14 protein-coding genes are annotated in these 14,287 nt (G+C 69.0%); 10 read left to right on the top strand and 4 right to left on the bottom strand.

All coding sequences use genetic code 11. From position 1 onward, the window contains the following. Positions 1-78 precede the first annotated feature (78 nt). Positions 79-1,446: an FAD-binding oxidoreductase gene (locus IEZ15_RS22920; RefSeq protein WP_189279155.1), complete on the top strand. Its 1,368-nt coding sequence runs from the start codon at positions 79-81 to the stop codon at positions 1,444-1,446. 22 nt (positions 1,447-1,468) lie between these two features. Here IEZ15_RS22920 and IEZ15_RS22915 read toward each other — a convergent pair whose 3' ends face one another. After that, entirely contained in the window at positions 1,469-1,945 is a 477-nt protein-coding gene (locus IEZ15_RS22915; protein WP_189279154.1) for an SsgA family sporulation/cell division regulator, read from the bottom strand. Between the two features lie 212 nt (positions 1,946-2,157). Between IEZ15_RS22915 and IEZ15_RS22910 the strand changes: the two genes are divergently transcribed. Both IEZ15_RS22910 and IEZ15_RS22905 read left to right on the top strand, forming a co-directional pair. After that, on the top strand, positions 2,158-3,819 hold the full coding sequence (locus IEZ15_RS22910) for an RDD family protein (protein ID WP_189279153.1): 1,662 nt from the start codon (positions 2,158-2,160) through the stop codon (positions 3,817-3,819). Between the two features lie 133 nt (positions 3,820-3,952). Then, positions 3,953-4,675 carry an RDD family protein gene (locus IEZ15_RS22905; protein ID WP_189279152.1) on the top strand — a complete coding sequence of 241 codons (723 nt, stop codon included), beginning with the start codon at positions 3,953-3,955 and terminating at the stop codon, positions 4,673-4,675. 99 nt (positions 4,676-4,774) lie between these two features. Here the strand turns inward: IEZ15_RS22905 and IEZ15_RS22900 are convergent, their stop codons facing one another. After that, complete coding sequence (locus IEZ15_RS22900) at positions 4,775-5,140, bottom strand: hypothetical protein (protein ID WP_189279151.1); 366 nt, start codon at positions 5,138-5,140, stop codon at positions 4,775-4,777. A gap of 371 nt (positions 5,141-5,511) precedes the next feature. On the opposite strand from IEZ15_RS22900, the gene IEZ15_RS22895 reads away from it, so the two are divergent. Then, a complete protein-coding gene (locus tag IEZ15_RS22895) occupies positions 5,512-7,911 on the top strand; it encodes an immune inhibitor A domain-containing protein (RefSeq protein WP_189279150.1) in 2,400 nt (799 codons plus the stop codon). A 124-nt stretch (positions 7,912-8,035) separates the two neighbouring features. Continuing rightward, on the top strand, positions 8,036-8,380 hold the full coding sequence (locus tag IEZ15_RS22890; RefSeq protein WP_189279149.1) for a hypothetical protein: 345 nt from the start codon (positions 8,036-8,038) through the stop codon (positions 8,378-8,380). A 77-nt stretch (positions 8,381-8,457) separates the two neighbouring features. On the opposite strand, the gene IEZ15_RS22885 is transcribed toward IEZ15_RS22890, so the two are convergent. Further along, a complete protein-coding gene (locus IEZ15_RS22885; RefSeq protein WP_189279148.1) occupies positions 8,458-9,045 on the bottom strand; it encodes an isochorismatase family protein in 588 nt (195 codons plus the stop codon). 188 nt (positions 9,046-9,233) lie between these two features. Then, positions 9,234-10,562, bottom strand: coding sequence for a nicotinate phosphoribosyltransferase (locus tag IEZ15_RS22880; protein ID WP_189279147.1), 1,329 nt, complete (start codon positions 10,560-10,562; stop codon positions 9,234-9,236). A gap of 78 nt (positions 10,563-10,640) precedes the next feature. Between IEZ15_RS22880 and clpS the strand changes: the two genes are divergently transcribed. The 5 genes from clpS to IEZ15_RS46435 all read left to right on the top strand — a co-directional run bounded on the left by clpS (position 10,641) and on the right by IEZ15_RS46435 (position 14,240). Continuing rightward, a complete protein-coding gene (gene clpS, locus IEZ15_RS22875; protein WP_093900291.1) occupies positions 10,641-10,955 on the top strand; it encodes an ATP-dependent Clp protease adapter ClpS in 315 nt (104 codons plus the stop codon). A 45-nt stretch (positions 10,956-11,000) separates the two neighbouring features. Further along, a complete protein-coding gene (locus tag IEZ15_RS22870) occupies positions 11,001-11,579 on the top strand; it encodes a DUF2017 domain-containing protein (protein ID WP_114244747.1) in 579 nt (192 codons plus the stop codon). Positions 11,580-11,975: 396 nt separating this feature from the next. Beyond that, positions 11,976-13,415, top strand: a complete 1,440-nt coding sequence (locus IEZ15_RS22865) for an amino acid permease (RefSeq protein ID WP_189279146.1) — start codon at positions 11,976-11,978, stop codon at positions 13,413-13,415. Between the two features lie 124 nt (positions 13,416-13,539). Beyond that, positions 13,540-13,971, top strand: coding sequence for a M67 family metallopeptidase (locus IEZ15_RS22860; protein ID WP_114249045.1), 432 nt, complete (start codon positions 13,540-13,542; stop codon positions 13,969-13,971). A 143-nt stretch (positions 13,972-14,114) separates the two neighbouring features. Next, positions 14,115-14,240, top strand: coding sequence for a putative leader peptide (locus IEZ15_RS46435; protein ID WP_268250412.1), 126 nt, complete (start codon positions 14,115-14,117; stop codon positions 14,238-14,240). Positions 14,241-14,287: the final 47 nt, after the last annotated feature.

Genomic DNA, 14,287 nt, shown 5'->3' with positions numbered 1-14,287 from the left:
TACGAAGAGCACACCGCGCCTTGCGGAGGCTGCGGCAGACGGGTTCACACCAATGGGCCCGAGTGCCACGCTTGGATCATGAACGGTCTTCTCGAACAACTGCGTGCGGGTCTGCCCGCCGAGGCCCTGACCACCGATCCGGACGTCATCGCCTCCTACGCCCACGACATGGCGAGCTTCTGCGATGCGGGAACGCCGGCCGTCGTCGTGCTCCCGCGCACGGTCGAGCAGGTCCAGCACGTCATGCGCACAGCCACGGCCCTGCGCGTCCCGGTCGTCCCGCAGGGAGCCCGTACCGGTCTGTCGGGCGCGGCCAACGCCTGCGACGACTGCATCGTGCTGTCCCTGGTGAAGATGGACCGGATCCTGGAGATCAGCCCCGTCGACCGGATCGCCGTCGTCGAACCGGGCGTCATCAACGCGGTGCTGTCCCGGGCGGTCAACGAGCACGGTCTCTACTACCCGCCGGACCCCTCCAGCTGGGAGACGTGCACCATCGGCGGCAACATCGGCACCGCGTCCGGCGGTCTGTGCTGCGTGAAGTACGGGGTCACCGCCGAGTACGTACTCGGCCTGGAGGTCGTCCTCGCCGACGGGCGGCTGCTCACGACCGGCCGCCGTACCGCCAAGGGCGTCGCCGGATACGACCTCACCCGGCTCTTCGTCGGCTCGGAGGGCAGCCTCGGCATCGTCGTCAAGGCCGTGCTCGCGCTGAAGCCCCGGCCGCCGCAGCAGCTGGTCCTGGCCGCCGAGTTCCCGAGCGCGGCCACCGCCTGCGAGGCGATCTGCCGGATCATGGAGCGCGGTCACACCCCGTCACTCCTCGAACTGATGGACCGTACAACAGTCCATGCCGTCAACAGGATGGCCAACATGGGCCTCCCCGACACCACCGAGGCGCTCCTGCTCGCCGCCTTCGACACCCCGGACCCGTCGGCCGACCTGGCCGCCGTCGCCGAGCTGTGCACCACGGCGGGCGCCACCGAGGTGGTCCCCGCTGAGGACGCCGCCGAGTCCGAAATGCTGCTCCAGGCCCGGCGGATGTCGCTCACCGCACTGGAGACGGTCAAGTCGGCCACGATGATCGACGACGTCTGCGTACCGCGCTCGAAGCTCGGCGCGATGCTCGAAGGCACCGCCGCCGTCGCCGAGAAGTACGACCTCACCATCGGCGTCTGCGCGCACGCGGGCGACGGCAACACCCACCCCGTCGTCTGCTTCGACCACACCGACGCCGACGAGTCCCGGCGGGCCCGGGAATCCTTCGACGAGATCATGGCGCTCGGCCTGGAACTCGGCGGCACGATCACCGGTGAACACGGCGTCGGCGTCCTGAAGAAGGAATGGCTCGCGCGTGAGCTCGGCGAGGTGAGCGTCGAACTGCACCGGGGCATCAAGCAGGCGTTCGACCCGCTCGGGCTGCTCAACCCGGGCAAGGTGTTCTGACGGCCGGCCAGGCCGCGCCCGCTCACGCCTCGCCGTCCTGCCACTCGTCCGACGCCCACGGCTCGCTCAGCCACAGATCGTCGGCCGGCAGCGGCGCGAGCAGCTCGGCGAGGGCCTCGTCGATGCCGAGCCGCTCGGTCTCCGTACCCGGCGGAACCAGCCGCAGAGTCCGCTCCACCCAGGTGGCCACCACGGCGGACGGCACCTCCAGAAGGGCGTCGCCGTCGGGCGAGGCCAGGGCCACGAAGATGACGTTGCGCCGGTCGACCTTGGTGGGCCAGATCCGCACATCCCCCTGGCCGCACGGCCGGAACACGCCCTCGACCAGCAGATCGCGGGCGAACGTCCAGTGGACGGGGAAGTCGGAGCCGACGTGAAAGGCGACGTGCACGGCGTACGGGTCCTCCGTGCGGTACGTCAGCCGGGCAGGGACGGGGATGCTGCGCTCGGGCGACAGAACCAGCCTGAGCTCCAGTTCGCGTTCCACGACGGTGTGCATGAGTGCGTCCTTTCGGTGCCTGTGGGCCGGTTCCGCGACCGGGCCGCACAGGGAGAGAGCGCCCTCCTCGCCATCTATTACGCGACTTCCGGAAAAAATTTCTGCGTGACCGGAAAGTGGCTCAAACCCCTGGACCGGCCCAGGGGTACGCGGGCGTCTGATAGATGTGGACCCGTTGTATTGAGGCCTCGAAGAGATACGGGACCACGGTGATGAGCGCCCCAACCCCGGCACCCGGTGACGATAGCCCCCGCGAGGGGTACTACCCCGACCCGTCCATTCCCGGATATGTCCGGTACTGGAACGGCGCTTCGTGGGTGCCCGGCACGAGCCGGCCCGCCCCTCAGCAGGGCGAGCCGATGCCCGCAACGTCGTCCGGAGCGGCGGCCGAACCGCAGCCGCAGCCGTCGGCCCCGGCGCCCGCGCCGGTGGACGAGACCGGTCCGGTCTTCCTCGACGAGGAGCCGTACGCGGACAACCGCCCCGAACCGGCCACCGCCTGGCAGGCCGACGCCTCCCGGCAGACCGGCTTCGGCGGCGAACGCGACCGGCGGGTCTCCTGGGGCGGCGCCGGGCAGCCCGGCGGACAGGGCGAGCCGGGTCGGCAGAGCGAGCAGAGCCGGCCGCCGTCGGGACCGGAGTCCGGCCGGGATCCGCGTACGCCTGCGGACCGGGCCCCGGCCGATCGTGTCCCTGCGGACCGGACCCCCGCGGTCCGGGAGCCTGTCGATCGGACCCCCGCGGTCCGGGAGCCCGTCGACCGTGTTCCCGCAGACCCGCGCCGACCGGCCTCCCCGGATCCGACGGGCGGTGCACTGCCGGGCATGCGTGACGGCAGGAGCCAAGCCCCCGAGAACACGGCCGCGATCCGCGCCGTGGGCCGGGGCGGCCGGCCGCCGGCTCCCCGGACGACGGAACAGGTGCCTGCGGACGGGACGATGGCGATCCGCGCGATCGCCCCCGGGGCCGGCGCGCAGCCCCCCGCACAGGCCCAGGCTCCCGCCCCCGCACAGGCCCAGACCCCCGCCCCCGCACAGGCCCAGACCCCCGCCCCCGCACAGGCCCAGACCCCCGCCCCCGTACAGGCCCAGGCTCCCGCCCCGGCTCAGAACCGGGCCCCCGCCCCGGCCCCCGCCGAGCTCAACAGCCCTCTCACCCCGGGCCCCGGCGGCGGTGCCGCCTCCTGGGCGCAGCAGGTCCACCAACTCGCCCAGCCCGACCAGGCGGCTCAGCCTCAGCAACACCAACCCCAACCCCAACCCCACCCCCCGCTCCTGGGACAGCAGCCTCACCCACAGCTCGGTGCGCACGGTGGACAGCCGGACCAGCCCGTCGTGCCCTGGAAGCCCCCGGTCAGCGACCCCTTCCAGCAGCTGGCGCAGGCCCAGGCATCGGCCAGGCCCGCCGGACTCGGCAGGAGGTTCACCGCCCGGCTCGTCGACACGGTGGTGCTGGCGGCGCTCGTCGGCGCGATCGGCTTCCCGCTCGTCTCGCGGGCGATGGACCACATCGACGAGAAGATCAGCGCGGCGAAGCTGTCCGGTGAGACGGTCACCGTCTGGCTGGTGGACTCCACCACGGCCGTTCTGTTCGGTGGGGTGCTCGGCGCGTTCCTCGTGCTCGGCGTCCTGCTGGAGGCGCTGCCGACCGCCAAGTGGGGCCGTACGCTCGGCAAGAAGCTCTGCGGACTCGAAGTGCGGGACATCGAGTCCCACGAGGCCCCGTCCTTCGGCGCCGCGCTGCGCCGCTGGCTGGTCTACGGCGTGCTGGGCGTCCTGGTGGTCGGAGTGGTCAATGTGCTCTGGTGCCTGTTCGACCGGCCGTGGCGCCAGTGCTGGCACGACAAGGCGGCGCGCACCTTCGTAGCGGGCTGATTGTGCGCGAGGGCCGCGGAGACCACTCCTCCGGCTGACGGCTCATCGGGGGAGGGGCCTTCGGGGGACGTGCCGTTCCCCCGAACGCACCCGAGCCGTTGCGGGTGCCCGTGGGCCGGGGTGCACTGCCCCCATGAGCAACGATCAGCCGACGTCCGGTCAGCCGCCCGAGGAAGACCCGTTCCTCAAGAAGCCGCAGGAACCGCAGGAACCGCAGGGGCCGCGGGAGCCGCAGGGGCCGCAGGGGCCGCAGGGGCCGCCGTCGGGTTCGCCCTACGACAGCGCTCCGCCGCCTCCTCCTCCACCGCCGCCGCCGTACGATTCCGGTCCCTACGGCGGCGGTGGTCCGTACGGGGGCGTGGATCCGCTGGCCGGTATGCCGCCGCTCGGCGAGCCCGGCAAGCGGATTCTGGCCCGGCTGATCGACTTCCTGATCATCTCGATCCCGCTGTATCTGATCTCGTTGCCGTGGGGCGGCGCGGTCGAGATGCGCGACAACAACAGCGGCAACAGCAACTTCAGCGATGTCTTCAGCCAGACGTACAGCGGGCACCAGTTGCTCTGGTCGCTGATCGGTCTGGTGGTCTACGTCGGGTACGACACGTACTTCACACACAAGGACGGCCGGACCATCGGCAAGCGGCTGTTGAAGCTGCGGGTCGCGATGCTCAACGACGGCCGGGTGCCGGACAGCGGTGCGTCGTTCCTGCGGGCCGTGGTGCTGTGGCTGCCGGCGCTGCTGTGCTGCCCGTGCCTGTGGTGGCTGATCAACATCGTGCTCATGTTCACGGACAAGCCGTACCGGCAGGGCCTCCACGACAAGGCGGCGAAGACGGTGGTCGTCCAGACCGACTAGGGGGTGCCGGACGCTTCCTGGGCCCCTCCTGCGCCTTACGGCCCCGGTCTCTGTACAGACTCGAAAACCGAGTCTGTACAGAGACCGGGGCCGTATGCGTCAGCGCCGCAGGGAATGCTCGCCCAGCAGCTCGTCCACACGCGCCGCGGCGCGCTGCTCGGCCGTGCGGGCCGCCGGGATCGGGGCCTGGACTCCGTCGCGGGCGAGGCCTTCGGCCTCGACGGCGGCCGAGACCGCATCCTGGTTCGTACGAACTGCGGCCCCGGCCTTCGCCGACTTCGCTGTTTTCGCCCGGGACGGGTGGGGTACGGTCACGGCCACCAGCAGGCCGAGCGCAAGTGCCGCGGTCCCGATGACGGCGACGCCGAGGCCCGAACCCGTACGGGAGAGCAGCAGCATGGCGAGGGTCGAGAAGACGACGGTGACCGAACCGTAGGAAATCTGTGCGGCAGTGATACGCGGCATGTCGGTATCCGTCCTGGGGGCATCGGATGGGCAGTCTCTCAACACGGTCGCACTGTCGAGCGACTCTACGACGGTGGATGCCCGTGAGGAACCGGTAGTAAGCATCACCTAACCCACGGTACCGGTGCACGGGGGGCGCACGGATTCATTCCGTTCCCCAATCGCGTTCCTGGACGCGCTGGTTGCCTACATGGTGAACGTCCGGATAACGGAAATGTGCTCCTGCATAGTGCACTTGGCCTGTTCAAGTCAAGGTCTGTCTTTTCTCGCGTAACTCCGGTCGAATGTCGTCACTTGTGACGCGTATCCGCGCGCGGCCCCTTTACACCACCCCAGGCCGCAGCCGCGGACGCCGGGGAGGACTGCATCAAGTGACCACTAACAGACGGGCGCTTCGCGCCGCAGCGGTTGTCGTGGCCATGGCCGCCACTGCCGCCACGGCGTCGGCTTTCGCCACCGCCCAGGCGGATGAGCACACATCGGGGGCGAAGGCGCCGGTAGCCGACCGCCGCGACCCGGGGTCGGCCAAGGGCAACGCGCACGACCTGCAGGGCCCCTTCAGCGAGCAGCAGGACGCCCAGCGTCAGGCCGCCCTGGAGCAGGTCATGGCGGGCGACAAGAAGGTGACGACGCGGGGCGGCTCCAAGGTCGTCAAGCTCGACGACAAGAAGTACGTCGAGCTCGGCCGCGAGAAGACCGACAAGATCTTCACGGTTCTGGTGGAGTTCGGCGACAAGGTCGACAACACGACCATGTTCGACCCGGACGGCGACGGCCCCGAGCCGGCCGTTCCGAAGTACGGCGGCACGCCCGGCCCGGCGCACAACAAGATAGCCAAGCCGGACCCCAAGAAGGACAACAGCACCGCCTGGCAGGCCGACTACAACCAGGCACACTTCCAGGACCTCTACTTCGGTACGGGTGCCGGCAAGGACTCGCTGAAGACGTACTACGAGAAGACGTCCTCCGGACGCTACTCGGTCGACGGCGAGGTCTCCGACTGGGTCAAGGTGCCGTACAACGAGGCCCGTTACGGGTCCAACTACTGCGGCTCGACCAACTGCGCCAACGCCTGGGACATGATCAAGGACGGCGTGAACGCCTGGGCCGCCGACCAGAAGGCCAAGGGTCGTACGCCCGAGCAGATCAAGACGGACCTCGCGAAGTACGACCAGTGGGACCGTTACGACCACGACAACGACGGCAACTTCAACGAGCCCGACGGCTACATCGACCACTTCCAGATCGTCCACGCCGGTGAGGACGAGTCCGCGGGCGGCGGCGTCGAGGGCAAGAACGCCATCTGGGCGCACCGCTGGTACGCGTACGGCACCGACGCCGGTGCGACCGGCCCGGCCGACAACAAGGCCGGCGGCACCGAGATCGGTGACACCGGCATCTGGGTCGGCGACTACACCGCGCAGCCCGAGAACGGCGGCCTGGGTGTCTTCGCCCACGAGTACGGCCACGACCTCGGTCTGCCGGACCTCTACGACACCACCAACCGCGCCGAGAACTCGGTCGGTTTCTGGTCCCTGATGTCGGCCGGCTCCTGGCTCGGCACCGGCAAGAACCAGATCGGTGACCTGCCCGGCGACATGACCGCCTGGGACAAGCTCCAGCTGGGCTGGCTCGACTACGCCAAGGCCAAGGCCGCGACGAACTCCACCCACAAGCTGGGCGTGTCCGAGTACAACACCAAGGACAAGCAGGCGCTCCTCGTCTCGCTGCCCGACAAGCCCGTCACCACCGCTGTCACGAAGCCCGCCGAGGGCTCCAAGCAGTGGTGGAGCGACATGGGTGACAACCTCAACAACACCCTGTCCCGTTCGGTCGATCTGACCGGCAAGTCCAAGGCGTCCCTCGACCTTTCGGGCTGGTGGGACATCGAGAAGGACTACGACTACCTCTACGCCGAGGTGTCGGAGAACGGCGGCACCAGCTGGACCGCGATCGACGGCACCGCCGACGGCAAGGCGATCCCGCGCGACGCCAGTGACAAGCCGGCCCTGACCGACGTCTCCGGCAAGTACCAGAAGCTCTCGTACCCGCTGGACGCCTACGCGGGCAAGAAGATCGACATCCGCTTCCGTTACGCCACCGACGGCGGCATGGCCAAACTCGGCTTCGCGGCCGATATGATCTCGGTGACCGCCGACGGTGCCGCGCTCTTCACGGACAACGCCGAGGGCGACGACAACGGCTGGACCGCCAAGGGCTTCTCCCGCGTCGGCGAGTCGTTCACCAAGGACTACCCGCAGTTCTACATCGCGGAGAACCGCCAGTACGTCAGCTACGACCGGACCCTCAAGGTCGGCCCGTACAACTTCGGCTTCTCCAAGACCCGTCCGGACTGGGTCGAGCACTACCCGTACCAGAACGGTCTGCTCATCTGGCTCTGGGACACCTCCCAGAAGGACAACAACGTCTCGACCCACCCGGGCAAGGGCCTGATCCTGCCGATCGACGCACACGCCAAGCCGCTGAAGTGGGCGGACGGCACGGTCATCCGCAACAAGATCCAGCCCTTCGACGCGCCCTTCAGCCGGCAGGCGACCGACGGCTTCACGCTGCACAACGCCGACGTGGCGCTGAAGATCAAGCCGCAGCTCGGCATCCCGGTCTTCGACGACCACAAGGGAACCTACTGGTACAGCGAGAACAAGACCGGAAGTGTTCAGGTCGCTGACACGAACACCCGGATCACGATCGTCAGCGAGCCGCGCGACGGCTCGACGGTGACCGTGAAGGTCGGGGCCTCGCGCAAGTAATCCCGCATCATCGCAGGTCAGAGCTTGATCGGCCGTCGCCCTCTAGCGGGCGGCGGCCGATCGTGTTTAGGTGCGTCTTGTCCAGATCCTTATTGACATGACGTCTCACGGGGGAGCGCGGAGCATGGCAGGCGGAGGGTTCAGCAAGTTGCCGAACGGCAGTGTGGTGGTGGCGATCACCCTGACCGGTCCGACGGACGGAACGGGTCCGGGCACCCCGGTCCGGGTCCTGGTGCACGCCGCCAACCGGGCCCGCGCGCTGACCCGGCTGCGCAATCTGGGCCTGCGCGCCGTCTACCTCCGCGGCAACGCCGAGCCGCCCACCCCGGACGAGATCACCGCCGTGCTGCACCACCCGGACGGGGTGCTCTGGCGAGCGAGACCGGAGCGGGCCCAGGAGCTCTGGCACCCGATCCGGGCGCTGCTCCGCCCGGCGGTGCCGGCCGTACCGGACCACCGACCGGCCTGAGAGCAGGGGGCCGGTGACGGGCGTGATCGGGTGAGAGCGGCAAGGGGCGGCGAGGAACCGCGGCAGCTCTCGCCCGACTACACCACGACGGGCTTGCCGGAAAGCTTCACGCCCGCCCGGCGGAGCTCCTCCAGCGCCCGCTCCGTGGTCTCCTCGGCGACCCCCGCGGTCAGATCGAGCAGCACATGCGCCGTGAGACCTGCCCGGACCGCGTCCAGCGCCGTCGCCCGCACGCAGTGGTCGGTCGCGATGCCGACCACGTCGACCTCGGTGACCCCGCGGTCCCGCAGCCAGTCGGCCAGCCCCACACCGTTCTCGTCGAGGCCCTCGAAGCCGCTGTACGCCGCGGCATAGGCACCTTTGTCGAACACCGCGTCGATCGCCCCCGAGGCGACCGCAGGGGCGAAATTGGGGTGGAAGCCCACCCCCTCCGTACCGGCGACACAGTGCGCCGGCCAGGTGTGCTCGTAGTCCGGCTCAGTGGAGAAGTGGTTGCCCGGGTCGACATGGTGGTCACGGGTGGCCACCACATGGCGGTACCCGGGCTGGGCCTCGCCGATCAGGTCGGTGATGGCGGCGGCGACATCGGCACCCCCTGCCACGGCGAGGCTGCCGCCCTCGCAGAAGTCGTTCTGAACGTCCACGACGATCAAGGCGCGGTGCATGGCGGGTGTCCTTCGGTGGGGGACGGTCGGCGGTCATGGGGGGCGTATTCGAGCCTAGAGACTCCGGAGCGGCTTAGGGAGGGGACGTCATCAAGCCCGCCGAGGGGCCCCCTCCCACGCGCTTCAGGCTATGGAGACCGAGGGCAAAGCGGTAGCCGGGCGCCCCGGTCTTTGTCCCGCCGCTCCCGTCACATGTACTCCGTGGGAATCACCGGCTCCCCGCGGGACAACTGCATCGCCGACATCGGCAGCCCCGACCGGGCCGCTATGTGCCGCTCGCGCGCCGCGTCCAACGGCTCACGGGCGATCACCTCACCACCCCTGACCAGCTCGGCCAGCAGCTGCCGGTCGGCCAGCTCGGCCGGTACGGGACCGGTGCCGATCACCTCGGCCTCGGCCACCCCGTTCTCGTCCAGTCGGCGCGCGGCCCACTTGCGACCGCCCACGGACGTCTTCGCGCCGAGCGACTTCTTGGCGACCGGACGCAGCGGCTCCGCGGGGTCGGTGGATGGGGCGCGGGCGACCAGCTTGTAGACCATCGAGCAGGTGGGATGCCCACTGCCGGTCACCAGCTGCGTGCCCACCCCGTAGGCGTCGACCGGCGCCGCGGCCAGCGACGCGATCGCGTACTCGTCCAGATCCGACGTCACCACGATCTTCGTCCCGGTCGCGCCCAGCTCGTCCAGCTGCTGCCGCACCCGGTGCGCGACCAGCAGCAGGTCCCCGGAGTCGATCCGTACGGCACCCAGCTCGGTACCCGCGACCTCGACCGCCGTACGGACCGCCTCCGCGACGTCGTACGTGTCGACCAGCAGCGTCGTGCCCCGGCCCAGCGAGTCGACCTGGGCCCGGAACGCGTCCCGCTCGGTGTCGTGCAGCAGCGTGAAGGCGTGGGCGCTCGTCCCGACGGTCGGGATGTTGTAGCGGAAGCCCGCGGCCAGGTCGGATGTGGTGTCGAAGCCGCCGATGTAGGCGGCACGCGCCGACGCCACCGCCGACAGTTCATGGGTGCGTCGTGCACCCATCTCGATCAGCCCGCGCCCGCCTGCCGCGGCGGACATCCGCGACGCCGCCGCGGCGATCGCCGAGTCGTGGTTGAGGATCGACAGGATCACCGTTTCCAGCAGCACGCACTCGGCGAAGGAGCTCTCGACCCGCAGGATCGGCGAGCCGGGGAAGTACACCTCGCCCTCGGGGTAGCCCCAGATGTCGCCGCTGAAGCGGTAGTCGGCCAGCCAGGCGAGCGTGGGCCCGTCGACGACGTTCTGTTCGCGCAGGAAGGTGAGCATCTCGTCGTCGAAGTGGAAGTTCTCCACCGCGTCCAGCACCCGTCCGATGCCCGCGACGACGCCGTAGCGCCGTCCCTCCGGCAGGCGGCGGGTGAACGCCTCGAAGACCGAGCGCCGGTCGGCCGTGCCGGCCTTCAGGGCGGCCTGCACCATCGTGAGCTCGTACTGGTCGGTGAAGAGCGCGGTCGACGGCACACCGACCCGTCGCCCAAGGTCCGCAGAGTTCATGGTCCGGATGCTACCCCTATGTCGTCAGAGTGACGAGATCTCGGGTCGTTTGTGCGATGACACCTCCCGGGTGGCAGCATGGGGTGGGTGAGTGTCGCCCCCACTGAGATCGAGCGTCCCGAATCGGCCGAGGAGAGTCTTGTCGTCCCCGAGCCCGACGTCCCCTGGGTGACGCTGGTCCACAACGACCCGGTCAACCTCATGAGCTATGTGACCTATGTCTTCCAGGCCTACTTCGGCTACTCCAAGGACAAGGCCCACAAGCTGATGCTGGACGTCCACCACAAGGGCCGCGCCGTCGTCTCCAGCGGCAGCCGCGAGGAGATGGAACGCGACGTCCAGGCCATGCACGGCTACGGACTGTGGGCCACCCTCACGCAGGACCGCAACTAGACCGATCCTCCTCTGCCCCGCCCGACCCACCATCGGAGAAAACCCATGGCCGGCCACTTCGAGGCCACCCCCGGCGGCGGCGCGGCCGTCGCGCTCGACGAGGTGGAGATCGCGATCCTGCGCTCCCTCGCCGTCCAGCTGCTGGAACTGATCGGCCCCGGCGACGAACCCGCCGAGGGCGAGGACCCGCTCGCCGCCCTCTTCGCCGAGGGGCCCAGCGAACCGCCCACCGACCCCGCCCTGGCCCGCCTCTTCCCCGAGGCGTACGGCGACAAGGACAGCGAACTGCGCGCCGCTTCCGCCGAGTTCCGCCGCTTCACCGAGAACGATCTGCGCAGCCGTAAGCGCGACGACGCCCTCACTGTCGTACGCACCCTGGATGCCCTCTCCGTCACCGAGGACGGCGACGCCGTACTGGAACTCACCGGCGACGAATGCCGCAAGTGGCTCGGCGCGCTCAATGACCTCCGGCTGACCATCGGCACCCGCCTCGAGGTCTCCGACGACGACGAGGCCGGCTCGCTCTACCGGCTTCCCGACAGCGACCCGCGCAAGCCGATGATGATGGCCTATCTCTGGCTCGGCGCGCTCCAGGAAACCCTCGTGGAAACCCTGATGCCGTAGTTCCCGCATGTGAAGTTCCCGATCACTCGCTTGCGCGAATCCCGATCACTCGCTTGCGGACTTTCCGAGCGCTCTTTTACGGACTTTCCGATCACTCGCGCATCGCGTTCGCTCAACGAACGCTCAAATCCGGATAACGATCCTGTCACCCGAACGGTCTCTTTTGTGGCGGCTGGAAACCCTTGTCCGCTTTTTCCTGTGGTGTGCCCCACATAATGTCCGATGATCCACCCATGTGACCGTGGTAAATCTTCACGACCGCTCGGGGACGCCACCTCTGTTCCCGAGGGCGCTACAGGCCGGCGACCGCCGGCGGCACTCCATCCATATCCGGGGGGATCAGGACCTGATCCGCAGCCTCAACGGCGCGGATCAGCGTGGAGAAAGGCGCAGCACATGACATCGGCGCAGGTCGACAAGGGACAAGACGGCCGCAAGGCCGCAGCGGTCGCGGATGCCGGAACGGCGGGCGAGGGGTACCAGCGAGCCCTCGGCGCCCGTCAGATCCAGATGATTGCCATCGGCGGGGCCATCGGCACCGGCCTCTTCCTCGGTGCGGGAAAGGCGATCGCCAAGGCCGGGCCCAGCCTCATCCTGGCCTATGCCATCGCGGGCCTGGTGATCTTCTTCATCATGCGGGCCCTGGGTGAACTCCTCATGTACCGCCCCGTGTCGGGCTCCTTCTCGGAGTACGCCCGCGAATTCATCGGTCCCTTCGCGGGCTTTGTCACCGGCTGGACCTACTGGCTGTTCTGGGTCGTCACCGGAATCACCGAAGTCACCGCGGCCGCCCAGTACATGACCTTCTGGTTCGACATTCCTCAGTGGGTGTCGGCGCTGATCTTCACGATCATCCTGTACGGCGTGAACCTGATCTCCGTAAAGCTCTTCGGGGAACTCGAATTCTGGTTCTCGATGGTCAAGGTGACCGCCATCGTCGGCATGATCCTCATCTGCGCCGGAATTCTCACCCTCGGCTTCTCCGACGCCGGGGACACCGCGTCCGTCACCCACCTCTGGGCCGACGGCGGCTTCTTCCCGCACGGCATCAAGGGCACCTTGTTGACCCTGCAGATCGTGATGTTCGCCTTCCTCGCCGTGGAACTCGTCGGCGTCACCGCGGGCGAGTCCAAGGACCCGAAGACCGTCCTGCCCAAGGCCATCAACACCGTGCCGTGGCGCATCGCCGTCTTCTACGTCGGCGCCCTCATCATGATCCTCTCCGTGGTCCCGTGGACCGAGTTCCAGCCCGGCATCTCGCCGTTCGTCGCCGCCTTCCAGAAGATGGGCCTTGGCATCGGCGCCGGCATCGTCAACTTCGTCGTGCTGACCGCGGCCCTCTCCTCCTGCAACTCCGGCATGTACTCCACCGGCCGCATGCTCCGCGACCTCGCCCTCAACGGCCAGGGCCCGAAGTTCTTCACCAAGCTGACGAAGAGCGGTACCCCGCTCATCGGCACCACCTTCTCCGCCGCCCTGATGCTCGTCGGCGTCTGGATCAACTACCAGTGGCCCGGCGACGCCTTCACCTACGTCGTCTCCTTCGCCACCATCTCCGGCATGTGGGCTTGGATCATGATCCTCATCTGCCAGATCCGCTACCGCGGCCTCGCGGACCGCGGCGTGCTCCCGCAGTCCACGTTCCGGGCCCCCGGCGCCCCGTTCACCAGCGTCTTCGCGCTGGCCTTCATCGCCATGGTCATCGTGATGATGGGCATCGACAAGGACGCCAGGATCTCGCTGTACTGCGCCCCGCTCTGGGCGGCCGTCCTCGGCGTCTCGTACCTGGTGCTCAAGGCCCGCAACCCCGAGAACAAGGCCTTCGCGAAGAACTGAGGCCGACTCCGCACGAACCCCGAACCATCCCCTGACGACCGCCGCCCCAGCGACCGCGTCCACCATGCGGGCCCCCGCGTACCACCCCTCGGTACGCGGGGGCCCGCCCGCCTATCCTGGCGCCATGCTGACCATCACCCAGGCGCTCTACGACCAGATCGTCGCGCACTCCCGCGCCGACCACCCCGACGAGGCGTGCGGCGTGGTCGCGGGACCGGCCGGAACCGGCCGCGCCGAACGCTTCATCCCCATGCTCAACGCCGCCCGCTCGCCCACCTTCTACGAGTTCGACTCGGGCGACCTCCTCAAGCTCTACCGGGAGATGGACGACCGCGACGAGGAGCCGGTGATCATCTACCACTCCCACACCGCGACCGAGGCCTACCCGTCCCGCACCGACGTCACGTACGCCAACGAACCCGGCGCCCACTACGTGCTCGTCTCCACCGCGGACACCGACGACGCGGGCCCCTTCCAGTTCCGCTCCTACCGGATCGTGGACGGCGAGATCACCGAGGAGGACGTCGAGGTCGTCGAGGCGTACGAAGCCGCCTGACCTCCTCGCACCGCCCGACCCCGGCACTCCACCGGCCGGACGGGACCGGGCCCACCGCGGTCCCGTCCACCTGTCGAACACCGACCATCCATCAAGTGAGATCACATTCCGGATCAGGGACCGGGAATCGATACGATGAGCGCATGGTTCCCCATGACGTGAGCGACAAGACGCCGGGCATGCTGCTCGTTGCGCGGCTGCACGTCGACCTGTGCAGGCTCTCCAGCGCGATCTGTACGAGCCGCCTGCCCGCCGGCCGCAAGGCCTGAGCCGGGCTCGCGGCCCGAGCACCCATTCGTCACGCACCCACCCCTGC

Origin of the sequence: Streptomyces atratus, assembly GCF_014648655.1 — a bacterium.
GTDB classification, from domain to species: Bacteria; Actinomycetota; Actinomycetes; order Streptomycetales; family Streptomycetaceae; genus Streptomyces; species Streptomyces atratus.
This window is presented reverse-complemented; position numbering and strand designations above follow the sequence as displayed.